This is a genomic window from Cryobacterium sp. M15, from assembly GCF_002929675.1.
Taxonomy (GTDB): Bacteria; Actinomycetota; Actinomycetes; order Actinomycetales; family Microbacteriaceae; genus Cryobacterium; species Cryobacterium lyxosi.
The window spans coordinates 1-19,528 of the sequence record NZ_PJJW01000039.1 but is presented as its reverse complement, the minus strand read 5'-3'; the positions used below and the strand labels follow the sequence as shown (position 1 = coordinate 19,528).

Here is a 19,528-nt window from a genome sequence, read left to right as displayed (position 1 = left end):
GTACTGGTGACTCAGGCCGAGCACCGCCGGCCAGTGGCTGCGTTCTGCTCGAGCGGGGCAGCGAGGGCCACGTTGAGCGCTGCGATGACGGCAAGCATCCGCTCTGTCAACTCGACCACGTAGATCGGTTTGTGTTCCTGAAACCATTCGCGTTCGTTGCGATGCTCGAGTTCATCGAGACTGTCGAATGTCTATCCACTGGGATGAGGGCTCACCGCGCGAGGCTACGCTTTCGCTGCGGCTTTCGCGGCCCGCTTGGTCGCGCGCACCCGGGTCACTGACTCGGGATCGACGATGTCTGCCACCGACCGGTACGCGCCGTCTTCGCCGTAGGGAGCGGATGCGTCACGCCAGCCGTCCGCGTCGACCCCGAGTCGTTTGCCGAGGAGTGCGAGGAAGATCTTCGCCTTCTGCTCGCCAAACCCGGGCAGCGCCTTGAGCCGGCGCAGGACCTCGGGGCCGGTCGGGTGCTCAGCGGTCCAGATCGACGCCGTGTCGCCGTTCCAGTCACTCATGATGACCGCGGCGACTTCCTGTACGCGTTTGGCCATCGATCCCGGAAAACGGTGCACGGCCGGCGACTGGCGAAACACCAGGACGAAGGCGTCGGCGTCGTAGCCAGCGATCGCGGCCGGGTCGAGCGCGCCGATGCGATCACGAATTTTGGCCGGGCCGGCGAAGGCCGTTTCCATGGCGATCTGCTGGTCGAGCAGCATGCCCACGAGCAGGGCGAACGAATTCTCGCTGAGGAGAGCGTCGGCGGCGGCGTCGCCGGTGAGGTGGAGGGTGGTCATCCGCCTATTGTGCCACCGCTCCGCCGTGAGGTCAGCACTCCACCGCGGTCGGCCTGGGGGTGTGGTCTGCGTCGCACGCGATACTGAAGACGGGGATGCGTGTGACCCGATGCCAGGCAAACGGGAAGGAGAAATCTTGATTATGAACGAAAATCGAGGTGCAGCCACGGCTGGCGTATCGGCCCGAATCAGTGTTTTCAATCTCGATGCGGTCGAGCAGTCGAGGTTGTAGCTTCAGTTCGGTCCAACCGCGGCAAAGCGGATGCGTATCGGGGTGCTGCGCACCGCCCTGCTTTCCGGCGGCACGCCGAGCGGTCCGCAGCGGAGTATTCGCCCCTGCAGTGGAGTGATATTTACAAGATCGGTCAGGAAATAGCCGGCGACCGGATCCGCGACGGCATCAGCATTGCCGCGCTTGCGCTCGCTTGGGAGGCGAGCTGAATCCTGCGGTCCTCAGCTGGACAACCCGACCTCGTTTCGTCACATCGCCGTTGGACTCAACGTCCAAGCGTCATTCCACCACGTTTCGTCACCGATCACCGTCAGATATATGACTGTGCTCTCGCCTTACAGTCCAATTGCGAGCGAGGGCAGCCTCCGCCCTACTCCCGACCGTCCTCAAGCGGGATGAGCATGGTGCGGAACGGACCGGCCACGGCGTGAAGGTCCCAGATGCGATCGGCGACCCCGTCGATGCCGTTGGCAAGCTGAAGCTGTGGGATGCCACCGGGAATCACCAGTTGGTTGACCCGGATACCCTCATCCCCGAGGGCTTCGTGGAGCATCTCGCCGTAGGCGCTCTCAGCCGGGAAAGCGACCGATGTGCCGGCGTAGCCGGCGCGGGCCTTGACCGAGGTTCCGCCGTTGATCATGATGATGCTGCCGCTACCTGCCTGCCGCATCGCCGGAAGCACTGCCCGCACCGCGTGGATGAGCCCGAGTGCCGAGAACTGCAGTGCCTCTAACGCCAGCTCGGGCGTCATCTCAAGCACCGGCTTCAGGTAGTCACGTGACGGAAGCGGGCTATATTGCAGCGCGGTGATGGGCCCGAGCTCTGCCGCGGCGTTCGCAAGGGCAGCTTCGAGCGACGCCGGCGTGCGGACATCCGCAGCGTAAGCACTCGCGGTGAAACCGGCAGAGGTGAGCTCGGCAGCCATAGCGTCTAGTTTCGACTGGTTTCTGGCGATCAGAGCAATTGAATAGCCTTCGCTCCCGAACCTTCGCGCAACTGCTGCTCCGAGTCCCGGTCCGGCTCCGATGATGGCGATGACAGGCACGATGGTCTCCTTCGATTGATGCTGCTGTGATGATTAACGCGAAAGGGTTCAGTCTAAACGTTGAATCTGAACTCCACCGGATTCAGTCGTTTACAGACATCTCAATCTCGCCGGTGCCTAGAGCATATGACCCTCAAATTTATGGCGTGCGCGAGCGATTGCGCCGCTGCAGGGTACTGCGACAGGTTATGCGACGCGGAGCGGGGTAATGGCGTTGATTTCTTCTGCCGCACGGTCTTCAGCGACATCGAGGTCGAACTGCGACTGCAGGTTGAGCCAGAACTGCGCTGATGTTCCGAAGTACTTGGCCAAGCGCAGGGCGGTATCGGCCGAGATACCGCGCTTACCGTGGACGATCTCGTTGATCCGTCGCGGCGGAACACGAATCGATACGGAAAGCTTGTTCTGGGTGATGCCGAGCGCCTCAATGAAGTCCTCCATGAGAACCTCGCCTGGGTGAATCGGCGCGAGTTTGTCACTCTTGTCAGTGATAGTCAATGATCTCTACCTCCTCTGAGCCAGCGTCGGTCCACACGAAGCAGATCCGCCACTGGTCGTTGATCCTGATGCTGTGTTGGCCGGCTCGGTCGCCCTTGAGCCGCTCAAGCCGGTTGCCCGGTGGTACGCGCAAGTCGTCGAGCACTTCTGCCGCACTCAACTGCCTCAGCTTTCTGAGCGCTACCCGTTCAATCCGTGGATCCAGCGACGGCACACGATCACGACGCCACAGCCGTTTAGTCGCAGCGTTGCCGAACGACTTGATCACAGAAGCAGTGTATAACGCATCGCGTCAATAACGCTAGACGTTAAAGTGGAACTCCACCGGATTGCGTCATCAGGCACCGTGACGACAGAAATCGCTTGCCGAGGTACAGCCATGGCCTCAGCGGCACGGTAGCCTTCAGCCTCGGCCGGTGAAATTGCGTCGATTTTGGGCCCAACCGGGAGCCGGAACGAGAATGAGAATGAGCGACATCACTCTGGAACGCGATCTGGTTGCGGATCGATAGACCACTCGTCCTATGCTGCGATTGTTCCTTCCTCTCATCGATACGAACGATCAGGCGCGACGGTGGTCTCCTGTGACCTCACGAATCGACAATTGACGAGAGAGAGCAGCAACGACCGGCCCGGTGATTTTCGCCCGAGGCCGATCAGGCCTATTGGCAGGGCCCGAGCCGGACTACTGTTATCGCCATGATCAGTCGCATCGTCGCACGCACACTGTCCGCCGCCGCATTGGGTGCTCTCTTCCTTGTTTCAGGGATACCCACAGTCCACGCCGCACCGCAGGAACGGCACGGTCATTTCGAGGATGTTATCGCGCTTCCCAACGGATTCCAGCCCGAAGGAATCGCGATCGGCCCGCGCGGCACTGCCTACGTCGGCTCACTCGCCGACGGCGACGTCTACGTCTTCGATGTGCGCACCGGCGAGAAGATCACAACCCTCGAGGGCCCGGGCACTCCGTCGGTCGGCCTGAAGATCGACAACCGCGGTCGGCTTTTCATCGCGGGCGGGCCCACCGGCCAGGCGCGGGTCGTGGATGCCGCCACGGGCGACCTCCTGCAGAGCTACGCCCTCACCGGTGCGCCAACGTTCGTGAACGACGTCGTTCTGACTCGCGACGCCGCATGGTTCACCGACAGCCAGCAAGCGCAACTCTATAAGCTCCCCCTCGGACCGGGCGGCGCGCTTCCTGGAGCGGATGCGATCGAAGTCGTCCCCCTGTCGGGCAGCTGGATGCAGCAGCCGGGCTTCAACGCGAACGGTATCGCGGAGACCCCCGACCATCAAGCGCTCCTGGTCATCCAGTCGTCCACGGGCATTCTGTTCCGCGTCGACCCCGAGACCGGCGCCGCCGCGGTCGTTGATCTGGGTGGGCTCCTGCTCCCCAACGGTGACGGGCTGCTCGTCGTCGGGCGCACCCTGTACGTCGTGCAGAATCGGTTGAACACCGTCGCCGTGATCCGCCTCAATGCAGCCGGGACCAGCGGCGAACTCATCGACCGGTACACGGACCCCGACTTTCAGGTGCCCACGACGATTGCGAGGTTTGGCAACGGGCTCTACCTCCCGAACGCCCGCTTCGGCACTCCCCCGACACCCGACACTCCCTACTCGGTGGTGCGCATCGATCGGTGACCACCGCCTGCAGACGCACATCCCCAGCGTTTAGGTCACGAACCCAGAGGTGGCAGTCCCGCCACCTTGGCGCGGTCACGGCCGATGAACGCCGCTACCCCGACGGGAACTCCGCTCTGCGTCAGAATCGACTCGATCCCGGCCCGACCACGCGGACCCGTCTTCACTCTGACACCTACCACGTCGTTTGGAGGGGATGCGGCACCACAATCAGAATCGGTACCCCGACCGTATCTTTCTTGCCGCCAAAGGCATGCTCTCTACACGTTGAAGCGGAACTCCACCGGATTCCGTGACAAAGCAACCTCACGCCTGGCGATCGAGGCGCTCGTCATCGTCCGGTGTGATGACCATTCCTTCATGCGTCACTGTCGCTCCGAGCACCTCGCCGTGCTTGTCGAGGAACACCACATCAACATCACCCAGCTCGGTCCAGGGCTCCGTGCTCGCAACATCAGGGAAGAAGCCTCCCAGACCGTCGAGCGCCTGAATGATTTCGCGGTCGTAGGCGAACCTACGCTTCACCGCAGTGAGGCGCTGTCGCGCGTAGCCGTTCCCAGGCTTAACACCGACAGTTCTCGTCGATTACAGGTGCGCCAGTTGCGCGACCAGCGGGTGACCTCGGGTGCGCACGATTCTCATTCAACGCCCCAGTGGGTGGCCCCCACGGGAATCAGCACAGCTCCCACGAAGCGCTAACTCGGAAAAGAGGTGCTTTGCCTTGTAGCGAAGGACCTACCTGATCGCGGTCGTGTTCGCGCGGTGTTCAACGCAGCAGTCAGGAGCGCGTCCGAATCCTGCTGCGGTTCGAGGTCGTACAGGCGGGTATCGAATTCGTTCAGCGTCGCGTCTGCGTCAAGCACCTCGAGCTGCTCCGTTCGCGAGTCGCAGTCGAGAGGGTAAACCTCTCCGAAGATGCTCATCGCCTCTGCGAGAAGGTCGGCCCACGGTCGCCCCAGCAGATGACCGATCGCACTCCGAGCTAGCGGAGCAGTGTCACCACCCCAGTACCGGAAGTACGAGTCGAACCCACCAGATTGCACCTCTTGACGAAGGTCACAGATAGCCAATACTTGTCGCTCCATCGGCATCAGCCGGTCACGATCCCCGTCCGACACCTCAAAATGGAAGTCCCAGACACTGTGAACCGGCGCCTTCTTGCGGAATCCGAACAATGAGACACCTAAGCCTTTGCCTCGTTGGAGAGAACAAGGCAAAAGGACGCCCTGTTGCAGGCCGATCTGGCCAGGTGAGGACTACCGTACGACCTGACGTCGCCTCACGTCCAGAACTCTCGCGCCTGGGTCCAGACGCGAGTCAGCACTCCGTCCCAGATATCCATCCGGGCCTTGGGTGCAACCCAAGACGGCTGCGGCTACACGTTGAACCGGAACTCCACCACGTTACGTTACAGAACAACCCCTGAACCGGGTGAGCGAGCGAGTGCGGTCGTCCCCGCCGCCGGCAGACCCAGGTCTGCACCGAGCTGAACGAACCAGCGGCGCTGGTAGGCGGGCAGATCACTTCTCAAGGCTGACTCGACGCCTTGAACGACGAAGCTCCGACTCCACACTCCAGCCTCCACGAGCCCGGGCACGACCACTGTTCGAAGTGGATCGTTGACATCACTCCGGTCGCTCTGCCTCAAAGAAGCACCTTTGATGCCACGCGTCGTGAAGAGACGAGCGAAGAGCACCCTGGTGACTTTCGGTCTCGCAAGCAGCCAGTACAAAAGCGGCTTCCCCGGCCTGTCAGCCCAACCGCTGATCAGCATCAAGACAGCTCCATCATGATGTGGTGCGTCGACGAGACCTTCTTCAATCCACTCATACATCACGGCCCGACCCCGGTTACGGTCCCAGTTCTTGGGATTCGCTGCGAAATCCGAAGACCATTGATCGACGAACGCGATGAGGTCGTTGGGGAACAAGGCCGGGTACACCCACTGCGCAAACGAACGGTCCTCTGGTATCGGCCAGACTTTCGCGGCCTGAGCGGGCACTTTGGAGGCCAGCAGGACGGTGGTCGCCGCATCCCAGTGCCCTAGTTCCAATGGCCCTGTCCAGGCGTCAACGAATTGCGCGTACCCCCCGGGATAGTCTGCTCGCAGATCGCGAAGCCACGAAGTCACCGTCGATGCTGAACTCGCCCCCAGGATGGCCTTGGCCTGACCAACCAGGGGCTTGCACGCCGCGCGGCGCTCGTACGGCTCAACGGAAGCGAGTCGGGCCGCAAGGTCACCCGAACGGCCCGTTGCGAGGAGGTTCCTGAGCGAGTCGACCGTGAGCATAACCGAATGCTAGTCCGCTCGCCGCCCACCAGGTTCGCCGTGCCTCGAAAGAAGGGTCTTTGTCCCGCGGGCGGCGCGGAGTGATTGCCGCAATCTGCTCAGCCATGCGATCCTCGGCAACATCGCGGTCATGCCGGTCCTGCAACGTCAACCAGAATTGCGCCGAGGTGCCGAAGTACCTGGCCAGGCGGAGAGCCGTGTTCGCGGTGATTCGACGCTGGCCGTGCACGACCTCGTTGATGCGGCGAGGCGGCACACCGACGGACACCGCGCTCGAGACGGCCCTCGCGGGCCTCCTCGACCATCAGAAAAGGCTCTGGCGGACCTCCTCGACCTGCAAGAAGCGGCCTTGGCCGGCCTGATTAGACGTTAAACCTAAATTCGACCACGTCGCCGTCCTGCATGACGTATTCCTTGCCCTCGATGCGTGCCTTGCCCTTGGAACGGGCTTCAGCAATCGAACCGGCGGCCATGAGGTCTTCGAAGGAGAAGATCTCCGCCTTGATGAAGCCCTTCTGGAAGTCGGTGTGGATGACTCCGGCGGCCTGCGGCGCGGTCCAGCCCTTGTGGATGGTCCAGGCGCGGCACTCTTTGGGGCCAGCCGTGAGGTAGGTCTGCAGGCCGAGTGTGTCGAAGCCGATCCGGGCGAGCTGGTCGAGGCCGCTCTCGGCCTGACCGGTCGAGGCAAGCATCTCGGCGGCGTCTTCAGCATCAAGTTCGCTCAGCTCACTTTCGAGCTTGGCGTCGAGGAAGACGGCGTTCGCGGGAGCGACGAGCGCGGCGAGGGTGTCGAGCCTGGCCTGGTCCTGCAATACGGCCTCATCCACGTTGAAGACATAGATGAACGGCTTCGCGGTCAGCAGGCCAAGCTCGCGAATCGGCTCGATATCGAGCGTCGCCGAGGACAGCGGCTGGCCACCGTCGAGGATCGCCTGCGCCTTGAGCGCGGTTTCCAGAACGAGCGGCGCCATCTTGCGGCCCTTGACCTCTTTCTCGAAGCGCAGCACGGCCTTCTCGAGGGTCTGCAGGTCGGCGAGGATCAGCTCGGTGTTGATGGTTTCCATATCGCCGGCCGGGTTGACTTTGCCGTCGACGTGCACCACGTCGGGGTCGGCGAATCCGCGGATAACCTGGGCGATGGCATCCGCTTCGCGAATGTTGGCGAGGAACTTGTTGCCGAGGCCCTCCCCCTCGCTCGCACCACGAACGATGCCGGCAATGTCGACGAACGACACCGGTGCCGGCAGCAAGGCCTTGCTGCCATAAATGGTTGCCAGGCCGGCCAGGCGCGAATCGGGCAGGTTCACGATTCCAACGTTGGGCTCAATGGTTGCGAACGGGTAGTTCGCAGCGAGCACGTTGTTCTTGGTCAGGGCGTTGAAGAGGGTGGACTTGCCCACATTGGGGAGTCCGACGATTGCAATAGTAAGAGCCACGAGAGATTATTCTACCGGCAGCTCGGGACACGGGCTCTGTCGGTGGCCCGTGAGAGCATAAGGTGTGCTGAATTTTACCGCGATCGATTTCGAAACCGCCAACTCCTCTGGCGCCTCGGCGTGCTCCGTCGGAATGGTGAAAGTTCGTCATGGCGTGGTCGTCGATTCGGCCTACTGGCTCATTGCCCCGCCTCCCGGTCACGATGAATTCTCCGAGTGGAACACTCGTATTCACGGCATCACCGCAGCGGATGTCGTGGGTGCAGCCACCTGGGCCGAGCAGCTTCCGCAGCTGGTCGCCTTCGTCGACGGCGACGACCTCGTGGCCCACAACGCCGGGTTCGACCTCGGCGTGATCAAGACGGCATCGCTCGTGACAGGCCAGCCGGTGCCCGACTTTCGCTATGTCTGCAGCCTGCAGGTGGCCCGCCGCACCTATCATCTGGAGTCGTATCGGCTACCGGTGGCGGCCATGGCGGCCGGTTTTGAGGACTTCTCGCACCACAATGCGCTCGCCGACGCCGAGGCATGTGCGGCCATCATGATTCACGCAGCTGGGCGCCACGAAGTTGACACACTTGAGCAGCTCGCCCACGTGACCCGGGTCAAAGTCGGCGTTATTGGGCCGGTGGCCACCCGGGAACACGCATCGACGCACGGTCCGATGGCGCTCAGCTAGTCAGGCTGCGTCAGCAATTCGCCCGATCCGAGTGTCATTTCGACGATGTCGGTGGGCGCTGGCAGACTTCAAGCATGGAACCAATGCTGAGTTTGATTGTCGGTCTCGTCATCGGCGCCGCGTTGGGCGCCCTGCTCACGCTGGTGTTCGTACAACGGCGCGGCGCGGGCACTACCGGCCACGACTCGCTCGTTGTCGATCCCGCTGTGCTTGAGGCACGCCATCAGGTGGCCCTCGCCGACGCTCGGGCAAGTGAGGCCACCGTTCGCGCCGCACTGCAGAGTGAGCTGTCGGCCGCCCTTGCCACCGTCGACGGACTCTCTGCGCAGATTGAGCACGACCGGGCCACGGCGCGCGAAACCGGCCAACGGCAGCGTTCTGACCAGCAACTGCAGTCCGAGCGGGAGAAACGCGAACACCTCGTACTCGAAGCCCTCAGCCCCGTGCGCGAAACCCTGCGCACCATGCAGGAAAAAGTCACCGAGCTCGAAACCCAGCGCAGTGAACAGTACGGATCACTCTCGGAGCAACTCAAGCAAGCCCAGATTTCTGACCAACAGTTGCGGGTGACCACCGAATCGCTTGCGAGCGCTCTGCGTTCCAACAGCACCCGCGGTGTGTGGGGAGAGACCCAACTGCGGCGCGTGGTCGAAGCCGCCGGCCTCGCCCAGTACGTGGATTTCAACACGCAGACCAACATCTCGACAGATGCCGGGCTCGGCCGGCCCGACATGGTCGTGCGCCTGCCCGGCAACAAGTCGATCGCCATCGACGCCAAGGTTCCCCTCGAGCACTACATCGAGGCGAGCACCATTCCCTACACGGCCACCGGCGAGGAAGGCGCCCGCCGCAAGTTGCTGATCGACAAGCACGTGAAAGCTGTGCGCATGCACATCGACGCGCTTGCCAAGAAGACCTACTGGGAAGGTTTCGATGCCAGCCCAGAGTTCGTGATCGCATTTATACCCAGCGAGTCCCTGCTGTCGGCGGCGCTCGAGGCCGACCCGTCAATTCTGGATTACTCGTTCAGTAAACGAGTGGCCCTGGCGTCGCCGGTGAATCTGTGGGCGGTGCTGAAGACGGTGGCTTTCACCTGGCAGCAACAGGCGGTGACCGACGAGGCGCAGAAACTCTTCGACCTTGGCAATGCCCTGTACCAGCGGCTCGGTGCGTTGTCAGGCCATGCCGAGTCGCTGCGCAAAGCGCTGGAGCGCACGGTGGACAGCTACAACAAGTTCGCCAACTCGCTCGAATCCCGGGTGCTCGTGACCGCCCGGCAGTTTCCCGGGATCGACCAGACCAAGATCGGGCTGCTCACCGAACCCACCGTCATCCACGATTCCCCGCGCAAACTGACTGCGCCCGAGTTGGAGGCGCCAGCATCCGAACGCGACACGCTGGACCTTCCACCGCGATTGGACGGCGCTGACTTGAACGGCGCTGACTTGAACGAGGCTAAACACAGCGTGATCAATCGACGTCTCGCTGACGTCGACGAATCTGATTCCGAGGTACCCGCGTAGGTCGGTTTCCGCACTGCCATGCCCCGTGCAGGCTACTCACGAAACTGCACGCCTCGCATCTGAACGAACAGATCCGAGGCGTGCAGTTTCGGTGAGGCCCGAGAAGCCGGTTGAAGTGCTTACAGCCACTTCTCGGCGAGGTGCTCGGCGATGACGCGACGAGCCGTGCCTGAACGCGAGCGCAGCACGATGCTTTCGGTGCGAATCATCGGGCCTTTACGACGCACGCCGTCGACCAGGCCGCCGTCGGTCACACCGGTCGCCACGAAGAACGTATTGTCACCGCTGACCATGTCCTCGATCTCCAGCAACTTATCGATGTCGAGCCCGGCCGCGACGCCACGGGCACGCTCAGCGTCGTCCTTCGGGGCGAGACGACCCTGCATATAACCGCCGAGCGCCTTCAGCGCGCAGGCCGTGGTGATGCCTTCCGGGCTTCCGCCGATACCGACGCACATGTCGATCCGGGTCTCGTAGCGGGCGGCATTGATTCCGCCTGCGACATCGCCGTCGAGCATGAGACGCGTGCCAGCGCCGGCACTGCGAATGGCTTCGATCAAGCCAGCGTGGCGCGGACGGTCGAGCACGGCGATCGTCATTTCACCGACCGGCTTTTTCATAGCCTGCGCCAGATCGCGAATGTTATCGGCGATCGGCTGGTCCAGGCTGACGACGCCGCGACCGGCCGCACCGGTGACGATCTTGTCCATGTAGAAGATGGAAGAGGCGTCGAGCATGGTGCCGCGGTCCGACACTGCGATGACGGAGACCGCGTTCTGGCGGCCGGCGGCCGTGAGGCTCGTGCCGTCAATCGGGTCCACCGCGATATCGCAGGCGGGGCCACGGCCGTTGCCGACGTGCTCCCCATTGAAGAGCATGGGGGCTTCGTCTTTTTCACCCTCACCGATAACAATGAGGCCGTCGAAGTTGACGGTACCCAGGAAGACGCGCATAGCGTCGACGGCGGCCTTGTCGGCGGCGTTCTTGTCGCCGCGGCCGATGAAGGGTACGGCACGGATCGCTGCGGCCTCGGTGGCGCGCACGAGCTCCATAGCGAGGTTACGGTCGGGGTGTTGAAACAGAGTGGCGGTCTCGGTGCTGTTCAAAAGGTCCTCCCGGACGTAAGTTCGACTTCGATTACGACGGATGCGCGGCGGGTCGCGCTGATTGTCCGCCCGAGTCACCCTATCGCGAGGGACCACGCCGAACCGGGCATCGCTAGACTCGGGTCACACCCCCGCACATTTTCGAGGAGAAGCAATGCCTATCGCAACCCCCGACCAGTACGCCGCAATGCTCGACACAGCGAAGACCGGCGGGTTCGCCTACCCCGCGTTCAACGTGTCCTCATCTCAGAGCATCAACGCCGTTCTCCAGGGCCTGACCGAGGCCGGATCCGACGGCATCATTCAGGTCACCACTGGTGGAGCCGATTACTTCGCCGGGCACACCGTGAAGAACCGGGCCTCTGGCGCACTCGCGTTCGCCCGCTTTGCGCACTCGGTCGCTGACAACTACCCGATCACCGTCGCGCTGCACACCGATCACTGTCCAGAGAGCGCTCTCGGCGACTTCGTCATCCCGCTCATCGAAGCTTCGGAGTCTGCGGTCGCCGATGGCGGCAAACCCATCTTCCAGTCGCACATGTGGGACGGTTCAGCCATCGCACTCGACAAGAACCTTGACATCGCCACGGACATTCTGAAGCGCACCCGCGCGATCAACGCCATCCTCGAAGTTGAGATCGGCGCCGTCGGCGGTGAAGAAGACGGCGTCCAGGCCGACGTGAACGAGAACCTGTACACGACCCTTGACGACGCAATCAAATTGGTCGAGGCTCTCGGCCTCGGCGAGCAGGGCCGATACATGGCCGCCCTCACCTTCGGCAATGTGCATGGCGTCTACAAGCCTGGCAACGTGAAGCTGCGCCCGGAACTGCTCAAGGAGATCCAGACCGGTCTCTCCGCCAAGTTCGGGCTCGCCGCTCTGCCGCTCGACCTCGTCTTTCACGGCGGCTCCGGCTCGACCGATGCGGAAATCGCCGAAGCCGTCGCCAATGGCGTCGTGAAGATGAACATCGACACCGACACCCAGTACGCCTTCACCCGCTCGATCGCCGACTACATGCTCAAGAACTACGACAGCGTGATCAAGGTCGACGGCGAAGTCGGCAACAAAAAAGTTTACGACCCGCGCGCGTGGGGCAAGGTGGCCGAGTCGGCCATGGCCGCTCGCGTTGTCGATGCCACCCGCCAGCTCGGCTCAGCCGGGCACTCAAACAGTTAGAGCACGCAGTTAGAGCAATGTCAGAGAACCCGGATTTCGTTCCACCCCCCGCGAAAGACCCACGCCCACGGCCCCAGTACGGCGAACTCGCCCCTGAGGGCTGGACCTGGCAGCCGCCGCAAGGAGAAGTCGGGGTTGAACCTGCTCCCGCCCCCATTGTCGGGGCGGGAGCAGGCGGGCCGCCACGCGCGAACCAGCCGATCATTCCGGCGGCTCCGTCAGAACCGCATAAGCAGTACCAGCGAGGCCAACCATCCTGGCCAGCCAAGCGCACCGCGCCACGCTGGGACCGGCCGTTGACTATCGGGCTGCTGGCGTTCGGACTGCTGGCCACCCTGTACGGCGCGTTTTCACTCGGCGCGCTCCCTGACGCCATGCAGTTGATCTACACCCAGCAGGGGCTGGGAACCTACACGCCCACCGCCAACATTGGCCCGTTGACCACGGTCGGGGCCGTCACCGTAGTCTTCGTCTGGCTGGCTACCACGGCGGTGTCGATTGGCCTGCTCCTGAGACACCGTCGAGCGTTCTACGTGCCGATCATCGGGGGCGCCGTCTCGACCCTTGTGCTGTTCTCCTTCATGCTCGCCGCTATTCTCGGCGACCAGACGCTCATCAACTTTCTGAGCCAGCAGTAGCTCGCGCGCCTCGGTCGCCTACTCGGCCGGGGCGGCGCGACCGCCGAAGGCACGGGTATCCGTCTCGCCGGAGAGGTCTTTACGCAGTTCTTTGGGCAGCGAGAAGATGAGGTCTTCCTGCGCGGTCTTGACCTGCTCGACGTCGCTGTAACCGGCATCGGCGAGCGCTTCGAGCAGTTCGACAACCAGTTCTTCGGGAACGGATGCCCCACTCGTCACCCCCACGGTCACCGCATTATCGAGCCACTCCTGTTTGACCTCGCTTGCGAAGTCGACGCGGTACGCGGCCTTGGCACCGTATTCCAGGGCCACCTCGACCAGGCGCACCGAGTTGGAGGAGTTCGCGGAACCGACCACGATCACCAGGTCGGAGTCGCGGGCGACCTTCTTGATGGCGACCTGACGATTCTGGGTGGCGTAGCAGATGTCGTCGCTCGGCGGATCCTGCAGGTTGGGAAAACGCACCCGCAACCGGCGCACGGTCTCCATGGTCTCGTCGACGCTCAGCGTGGTCTGCGACAGCCAGACGACGCGGTCCGGGTCGCGCACAACGACCGTGTCGGCTTCCTCCGGGCTGCCGACCAGCGTGGTGTGCTCGGGGGCCTCGCCGGCGGTGCCCTCGACCTCTTCGTGGCCTTCGTGGCCGATCAGCAAAATCTGAAAATCGTCGCGGGCGAAGCGCACGGCTTCGCGGTGCACCTTGGTCACGAGCGGGCAGGTGGCGTCGATGGCCTGCAGGCCGCGCGCGGCGGCCGCGTTGACGACGGCCGGTGAGACGCCGTGGGCGCTGAAGACGATGTGCGCGCCGTGCGGCACTTCATCGACCTCGTCGACGAAGATCGCACCCAGATTTTCGAGTTCGGAGACCACGTGGATGTTGTGCACGATCTGCTTGCGCACGTAAACCGGGGCGCCGTAGTGCTCGAGCGCCTTCTCGACCGCGATAACCGCACGGTCGACCCCGGCACAGTACCCGCGCGGGGCGGCGAGCAGCACGCGCTTCTGTCCGACCACCGGGGTATCCTTGAGTCTGTTGCGAGCACTGGGAATGCGCGGCATACCCAGGCCGATAACGGGAGGCTTGCTTGTAGTGTGCGCGCTGGTGTTCACCGCCTCAGTCTACGCACGCACGACCGAAGAAATCTGGGAGGATCCGACTGTGCCCACAGCCACCACAACACCCAGGACAACCGCATGACGGATGCCCCCGCCACCGTGGAAGCACCGTGGCCGGTCGCCCTGCTCTCGGGCAAGATTCGCGGTTACATCGAACGTCTCGGGATGGTCTGGGTCGAGGGTGAGGTCACCCAGTGGGGTGCAAGCGGCGGCAACGTCTACGGCAAGCTCAAGGACCTCTCCGAAGACGCCACCGTGAGTTTCACCATCTGGTCGTCGGTGCGTGCCAAACTCACCGCCGACTTCAAAGCGGGTGACCGCGTCGTCGCGCTGGTCAAGCCCAACTTCTGGGTCAAGGGCGGCACACTCACCATGCAGGCCTTCGAAATGCGCCACGTCGGGCTCGGTGACCTGCTCGAGCGGCTGGAACGGCTGCGCAAACAGCTCGCCAGTGAGGGCCTGTTCGATGCCTCCCGCAAGAAGCGCCTGCCGTTTCTGCCGCACTGTATCGGCCTCGTGACCGGAAAAGATTCCGACGCCGAGAAAGACGTCATTCGCAACGCCCAGCTGCGCTGGCCGGCCGTCAACTTTCGGGTTGCTCACGCCGCCGTGCAGGGTGATCGCGCCGTTGGCGAGGTCACCAGTGCCATCGCGCGTCTCGATGCTGATCCCGAGGTCGACGTGATCATCGTCGCGCGTGGCGGCGGCGACTTTCAGAACCTGCTCACCTTCAGCGATGAGAGCCTGGTGCGCGCCGCGGCCGCTTGTGTGACGCCGCTGGTGAGCGCGATCGGGCACGAGGCCGACCGTCCGCTGCTCGACGAGGTGGCCGACCTGCGAGCGTCCACCCCGACGGATGCCGCCAAGCGCGTCGTTCCCGACGTCAGCGACGAGCTGAACCGGGTGCAGCAGGCCCGGGCGCGTCTCAGCAGCCGGCTCACCGGCATCCTCTCGTCGGAAATCGACCGAATCTCGCAGTTGCGCAGTCGGCCGGTGCTCGTCGACCCGCGCTGGATCATCGACTCCCGCAGCGAAGACCTCACCCGCTACGTTGCGCGCGGCGCCGAACTGACCGGGCGCATTCTCGAGCGCGCCGAGGCCGCCGTGGTAGAACTGCGCTCCCAGCTGCGCGCCCTGTCGCCCCAGGGCACCCTTGACCGTGGTTACGCGATCGCCCAACTGCCTGGCGGTCTCGTACTGCGCCGCGCCGATGATTCCCCGGTCGGCACCGAGCTCCTGCTCACCCTGGCCCACGGAACCGTCGCCGCCATTGCGGGCGTCCCCAGCGCTGCGTCGAAATAATTAGACTAGATGCCATGACCTCGCCTGCCCCCGCCATCAGTGATCTCAGCTACGAACAGGCCCGCGACGAGCTCATTCGCGTGGTGAACGAGCTCGAGCAGGGCTCGAGCACCCTGGAGCAGTCGCTGGCGCTATGGGAACGCGGAGAAGCCCTCGCCCGCCGCTGCGAAGAATGGCTGATCGGCGCCAAAGCCAGACTCGACGCGGCCCGCCTCGCGGCCACGGCGCCCACGACCGAAGACGCCGCGCCCACCAGATGAGCCGCGCTCCCAAACCGCCGCGCATCGTCGCCGAGCTCGGTCGGCCGGAGACTCCGCAGGAGACCGCTGACCGGCTCGCCGAGAATTCACGCAAGTATCGCTCGCACAAGACCGTGAACAATCTCGTGCTCTCGCTGCTCGTGACGGTGGGCGCCGTGCTCGTACTCGTGCTTCTGGTGCCGCGCAACGACAACCCGATCACTCGCGACGTCGACTACGCGAGCATCGCCGCCCAGGTACAGCCGGTCGTTGATCATCCCCTCGCCAGCCCGGAGCTGCCGGATGGCTGGAGCGCCAACGACGCTGAGTGGCAGGCCGGCACCAACGGCCAGGTACCGTCCTGGTATATCGGATTACTCACACCTGATAACCAGTTCATCGGTTTCAACCAGGCCTTCGACGCGAACCCCACCTGGCTGGCCCAGAAACTGCCCAACTCCCCCGTCGTTGACACCGCCAGCATCGCGGGCGTCACCTGGGACGTCTACCGCAACAGCGCCCCCGCCGCCGATCGGGGCAATTTCGAGTACGCCCTTGTGACGACCGCTGGCACGAGCACCTATCTGCTCATCGGTACGGCACCCACCGGCGACTTCGAAACCCTCGCCACCGCGTTAGCTGCCAATGTGGCAAAGAATGGAGCCTCATGAACCCCGCATCTATGGCTACCCCCTCTCCAGCTGAGGCCTGGAACGAATTGCGCGAAGGCAACGTGCGCTTCGTCGCTGGCTCCCCACGGCACCGCCAGGACGTCGACCGGCGGGCCGAACTGGTCGGCCAGCAGACCCCGCATGCCGCCCTGTTCGGCTGCAGCGACTCCCGCCTCGCCGCCGAAATCATCTTCGACCAGGGCCTCGGCGACCTCTTCGTCGTGCGCAATGCCGGCCAGATCATCTCAGGGTCAGTACTCGGTTCCCTGGAATATGCCGTGGCCGTGCTGCACGTTCCGCTGATCCTCGTGCTCGGCCACGACGAGTGCGGTGCGGTGCGCGCCGCCATCGACTCTCAAGCAGAGGATGCCCCGGCCCTTCCCGCACACATCACGCACATTATCGAAAAGATCGTTCCGGCAGTGCGTCGGGTGAGCGGGCAGCCGATATCCGCTTTCATAGACCCCACCCAAATCGATGCCGGCAACGTGGGCCGGGAACATCTCAAAGACACCGTCACCGAACTGCTCGAGCAGTCCGAGGTGATCAGCGCGGCCATCGCAGAAGGTACATTGGCTATCGTCGGTGCGAACTACGTTCTTCGCGAGGGACACGCCGACCCCAACATCGTGGTTGGCGTCATTTAGACCAGACCACCCGCGTACCCGTGACGCACAGCACAATCTCATACAGCACCGAAAGGGAATGCACACAGTGGTGGACACCTCCGCACAAACCGGCTACCGGATCGAACATGACACGATGGGTGAGGTCCGCGTTCCAACGGATGCTCTCTACGGTGCCCAAACCCAGCGAGCCGTCGAGAACTTTCCCATCTCCGGCTCCACACTCGAGTCCGCGCAGATCGCCGCTCTCGCCCGGATCAAGAAGTCAGCGGCTCTCGCCAATGCCCAGCTCGGCGTGCTCGATGCGGACATCGCCGACGCGATCGCCTCGGCCGCTGACGAGGTCATCACCGGGCAGTTCGACACCGAATTTCCGATCGATGTGTACCAGACCGGCAGCGGCACCTCCTCGAACATGAACATGAACGAGGTCCTCGCAACCCTCGCGACCCGCGCCCTCGGCCGCTCGGTGCACCCGAACGACCATGTCAACGCGAGCCAGTCCTCGAACGATGTGTTCCCCACTTCGGTGCACATCGCTGTGACGAGCGCCCTGATCGACGAACTCATCCCCTCGCTCGACCACCTCGCTGTCTCCTTCGAGGCCAAAGCGGAACTGTGGAAAGAGGCCGTCAAGGCCGGCCGTACCCACCTGATGGATGCCACCCCGGTCACCCTCGGCCAGGAGTTCGGCGGCTACGCCCGCCAGATGCGCCTCGGCATCGAGCGCATCCGCACGGCACTCCCCCGCGTCGCCGAAGTTCCCCTCGGCGGCACCGCGGTCGGCACCGGCATCAATACTCCGTACGGCTTCCCGCAGCTCGTCATCGAATTGCTCGTGCAGGAAACCGAGCTGCCGATCACCGAAGCGCGTGATCATTTCGAAGCCCAAGCCAACCGCGACGGGCTGGTCGACGCTTCCGGCGCCCTGCGCACCATCGCCGTCTCGCTGACCAAGATCTGCAACGACCTGCGCTGGATGGGATCCGGCCCCAACACCGGGTTCGGCGAGATCAGCATCCCCGACCTGCAGCCTGGCTCATCGATCATGCCCGGCAAAGTCAACCCGGTCATTCCGGAGGCCGTTCTCATGGTCTGCTCCCGCGTCATCGGTAACGATGCCACCATCGCCTGGTCGGGTGCCTCGGGCTCGTTCGAGCTCAACGTCGGTATCCCGGTCATGGGCACCGCCCTGCTCGAGTCGATCCGTCTACTGACCAACGCAACCCGGGTACTCGCCGACAAGACCGTCGACGGCCTCGTCGCCAACCTCGAACACGCTCGCGCCCTGGCCGAGAAATCGCCGTCGATCGTCACCCCGCTCAACCGCGTCATTGGCTATGAAGCCGCTGCGAAGGTTGCCAAGAAGGCCGTCGCTGAGGGCCTCACCGTGCGTGAGTCCGTTATCGCCCTCGGCCACGTCGAACGCGGCGACCTGACGCTCGCCGAGCTCGACACCGCGCTCGACGTGCTGAGCATGACGCGTCCGCCGCAAAAGAAGTAGTACAGCAGCACCCGCAGCTCGAAGCCGACACCTCGCAAATGAGAGGTGTCGGCTTCGAGCGTGCGCCCAAGACCCGGTTTCTTAGCGGGGTACAGCAATGGTGCTCAGCGGCTGCAGCATCTTTCGTTGTGACCGGCCTTGGGCGGTTTCGCGGATGTCGCTCGTGGTCGCGTCGCGCCTTCCTATCTTGAACGTCAACGACCACAGGTGCGCTCTGTCGAGCTTTCGCATACCGGCACTTTCATGCCCTCACCGGGTTGACCTCGCGCCAGCCTTGAGTACTGTGAACGGAAATTGCAGAAAATAATTCTTCAGTTCCATTCTCTTCAGGAGGTTATCGTGCCGAACGCCATCGAGACCGTCGACGTCAATGTTCCCGTTAGCGTCGCTTACAACCAGTGGACGAAATTCGAGGAATTTCCCAAGTTCCTGGCTTTCGTGGAATCCATCACGCAGGTGACCGACACGCTCACCGAGTGGAAGGTGAAAATCGGCGGCGTGGAGCGCACATTTGAGGCTCGGATAACCGAGCAGCACCCCGACGAGCGCGTTGCCTGGAACAGCACCGGCGGCGAAGTCGACCATGCGGGGGTTGTCACGTTCCACAAGTTAGCCGTGAACGAGACTCGCGTGACGGTTCAGCTCGACTGGGAGGCCACCGGGCTGCTTGAGAAGGCCGGAGCCATTCTCGGTGTGGACAATCACGCCATCAAGAAGGACCTCGCCAACTTTAAGGAATTCATCGAGGCGAAGGGAACCGACCAAGGCGGATGGCGTGGAAACGTCGAGGCCTGACACGGTCGGAAGGCCTACCTCCGGATTGTCCGTGCGGCGTTAGCCGGGAAACTGGCGTAGTCAGAGTAAATTATGCTACGCAACCTGGATAGTCATTTTTTCGGTTCGTTCCCCGTAATTTCAACGAATGCTCGTGGACAGTAGAGGACATCTTGATACCTGACTCCCTAACCCAGACCCAGTACGACACCATCTACAACGTGTTCT

The 19,528-nt window shown here is 63.3% G+C and carries 22 protein-coding genes and 2 pseudogenes; 11 read left to right on the top strand and 13 right to left on the bottom strand.

Translation table 11 applies throughout. From position 1 onward, the window contains the following. Positions 1-11: 11 nt before the first annotated feature. The 5 genes and pseudogenes from CXY83_RS17650 to CXY83_RS11505 form a co-directional block, all read right to left on the bottom strand. Positions 12-179 (bottom strand): annotated as a pseudogene (locus CXY83_RS17650) (DUF2461 family protein); the annotation flags it as partial. 45 nt (positions 180-224) lie between these two features. Continuing rightward, a complete protein-coding gene (locus CXY83_RS11520) occupies positions 225-794 on the bottom strand; it encodes an HhH-GPD-type base excision DNA repair protein (protein WP_104197500.1) in 570 nt (189 codons plus the stop codon). A gap of 602 nt (positions 795-1,396) precedes the next feature. Further along, positions 1,397-2,071, bottom strand: coding sequence for an SDR family NAD(P)-dependent oxidoreductase (locus CXY83_RS11515; RefSeq protein ID WP_104197499.1), 675 nt, complete (start codon positions 2,069-2,071; stop codon positions 1,397-1,399). A gap of 186 nt (positions 2,072-2,257) precedes the next feature. Then, positions 2,258-2,569 carry a HigA family addiction module antitoxin gene (locus CXY83_RS11510; protein WP_104197498.1) on the bottom strand — a complete coding sequence of 104 codons (312 nt, stop codon included), beginning with the start codon at positions 2,567-2,569 and terminating at the stop codon, positions 2,258-2,260. Continuing rightward, complete coding sequence (locus CXY83_RS11505) at positions 2,556-2,837, bottom strand: type II toxin-antitoxin system RelE/ParE family toxin (RefSeq protein WP_104197497.1); 282 nt, start codon at positions 2,835-2,837, stop codon at positions 2,556-2,558. Before CXY83_RS11505 ends, CXY83_RS11510 begins: the two co-directional genes overlap by 14 nt. A gap of 431 nt (positions 2,838-3,268) precedes the next feature. Between CXY83_RS11505 and CXY83_RS11500 the strand changes: the two genes are divergently transcribed. Beyond that, entirely contained in the window at positions 3,269-4,216 is a 948-nt protein-coding gene (locus tag CXY83_RS11500) for a superoxide dismutase (protein ID WP_104197496.1), read from the top strand. A 35-nt stretch (positions 4,217-4,251) separates the two neighbouring features. Here CXY83_RS11500 and CXY83_RS18375 read toward each other — a convergent pair whose 3' ends face one another. The 6 genes and pseudogenes from CXY83_RS18375 to ychF all read right to left on the bottom strand — a co-directional run bounded on the left by CXY83_RS18375 (position 4,252) and on the right by ychF (position 7,942). Beyond that, the gene (locus CXY83_RS18375; RefSeq protein WP_255408770.1) at positions 4,252-4,383 is read right to left on the bottom strand and encodes a hypothetical protein; all 132 of its coding nucleotides are present in this window, start codon (positions 4,381-4,383) and stop codon (positions 4,252-4,254) included. Positions 4,384-4,522: 139 nt separating this feature from the next. Continuing rightward, a complete protein-coding gene (locus CXY83_RS11495; RefSeq protein WP_104197495.1) occupies positions 4,523-4,741 on the bottom strand; it encodes a hypothetical protein in 219 nt (72 codons plus the stop codon). Positions 4,742-4,911: 170 nt separating this feature from the next. Then, entirely contained in the window at positions 4,912-5,301 is a 390-nt protein-coding gene (locus CXY83_RS18615) for a DUF4375 domain-containing protein (protein ID WP_369831167.1), read from the bottom strand. 323 nt (positions 5,302-5,624) lie between these two features. Continuing rightward, positions 5,625-6,506, bottom strand: a complete 882-nt coding sequence (locus CXY83_RS11485) for a hypothetical protein (RefSeq protein ID WP_104197493.1) — start codon at positions 6,504-6,506, stop codon at positions 5,625-5,627. 76 nt (positions 6,507-6,582) lie between these two features. After that, positions 6,583-6,774: pseudogene (locus CXY83_RS18165) on the bottom strand (HigA family addiction module antitoxin); the annotation flags it as partial. A gap of 94 nt (positions 6,775-6,868) precedes the next feature. Beyond that, the gene (gene ychF, locus CXY83_RS11475; RefSeq protein WP_104197491.1) at positions 6,869-7,942 is read right to left on the bottom strand and encodes a redox-regulated ATPase YchF; all 1,074 of its coding nucleotides are present in this window, start codon (positions 7,940-7,942) and stop codon (positions 6,869-6,871) included. Between the two features lie 64 nt (positions 7,943-8,006). On the opposite strand from ychF, the gene CXY83_RS11470 reads away from it, so the two are divergent. After that, positions 8,007-8,621, top strand: coding sequence for an exonuclease domain-containing protein (locus CXY83_RS11470; RefSeq protein WP_104197490.1), 615 nt, complete (start codon positions 8,007-8,009; stop codon positions 8,619-8,621). A gap of 74 nt (positions 8,622-8,695) precedes the next feature. Beyond that, positions 8,696-10,144, top strand: coding sequence for a DNA recombination protein RmuC (gene rmuC, locus CXY83_RS11465; protein ID WP_104197489.1), 1,449 nt, complete (start codon positions 8,696-8,698; stop codon positions 10,142-10,144). Positions 10,145-10,263: 119 nt separating this feature from the next. Here rmuC and glpX read toward each other — a convergent pair whose 3' ends face one another. Continuing rightward, positions 10,264-11,196, bottom strand: coding sequence for a class II fructose-bisphosphatase (gene glpX, locus CXY83_RS11460; protein ID WP_104197748.1), 933 nt, complete (start codon positions 11,194-11,196; stop codon positions 10,264-10,266). 208 nt (positions 11,197-11,404) lie between these two features. Between glpX and fbaA the strand changes: the two genes are divergently transcribed. Both fbaA and CXY83_RS17445 read left to right on the top strand, forming a co-directional pair. Then, a complete protein-coding gene (fbaA, locus tag CXY83_RS11455; protein ID WP_104197488.1) occupies positions 11,405-12,430 on the top strand; it encodes a class II fructose-bisphosphate aldolase in 1,026 nt (341 codons plus the stop codon). Positions 12,431-12,447: 17 nt separating this feature from the next. Next, on the top strand, positions 12,448-13,068 hold the full coding sequence (locus CXY83_RS17445) for a DUF6264 family protein (RefSeq protein ID WP_146069921.1): 621 nt from the start codon (positions 12,448-12,450) through the stop codon (positions 13,066-13,068). Between the two features lie 18 nt (positions 13,069-13,086). Here the strand turns inward: CXY83_RS17445 and CXY83_RS11445 are convergent, their stop codons facing one another. Then, entirely contained in the window at positions 13,087-14,127 is a 1,041-nt protein-coding gene (locus CXY83_RS11445) for a 4-hydroxy-3-methylbut-2-enyl diphosphate reductase (protein WP_104197747.1), read from the bottom strand. A 135-nt stretch (positions 14,128-14,262) separates the two neighbouring features. On the opposite strand from CXY83_RS11445, the gene xseA reads away from it, so the two are divergent. The 6 genes from xseA to CXY83_RS11415 all read left to right on the top strand — a co-directional run bounded on the left by xseA (position 14,263) and on the right by CXY83_RS11415 (position 19,321). Beyond that, positions 14,263-15,486: an exodeoxyribonuclease VII large subunit gene (gene xseA / locus CXY83_RS11440; RefSeq protein WP_104197486.1), complete on the top strand. Its 1,224-nt coding sequence runs from the start codon at positions 14,263-14,265 to the stop codon at positions 15,484-15,486. 14 nt (positions 15,487-15,500) lie between these two features. Next, a complete protein-coding gene (locus CXY83_RS11435) occupies positions 15,501-15,746 on the top strand; it encodes an exodeoxyribonuclease VII small subunit (RefSeq protein ID WP_104197485.1) in 246 nt (81 codons plus the stop codon). Next, positions 15,743-16,396 (top strand): DUF4245 domain-containing protein, encoded by a 654-nt coding sequence (locus CXY83_RS11430; protein WP_158251880.1) that lies wholly within the window; start codon positions 15,743-15,745, stop codon positions 16,394-16,396. The genes CXY83_RS11435 and CXY83_RS11430 overlap by 4 nt, the downstream gene beginning before the upstream one ends. Beyond that, complete coding sequence (locus CXY83_RS11425) at positions 16,393-17,043, top strand: carbonic anhydrase (protein WP_304466244.1); 651 nt, start codon at positions 16,393-16,395, stop codon at positions 17,041-17,043. The genes CXY83_RS11430 and CXY83_RS11425 overlap by 4 nt, the downstream gene beginning before the upstream one ends. A 58-nt stretch (positions 17,044-17,101) precedes the next feature. Further along, the gene (locus CXY83_RS11420; RefSeq protein ID WP_104197482.1) at positions 17,102-18,526 is read left to right on the top strand and encodes an aspartate ammonia-lyase; all 1,425 of its coding nucleotides are present in this window, start codon (positions 17,102-17,104) and stop codon (positions 18,524-18,526) included. 339 nt (positions 18,527-18,865) lie between these two features. Beyond that, positions 18,866-19,321 carry an SRPBCC family protein gene (locus tag CXY83_RS11415; RefSeq protein WP_104197481.1) on the top strand — a complete coding sequence of 152 codons (456 nt, stop codon included), beginning with the start codon at positions 18,866-18,868 and terminating at the stop codon, positions 19,319-19,321. Positions 19,322-19,528 lie beyond the last annotated feature (207 nt).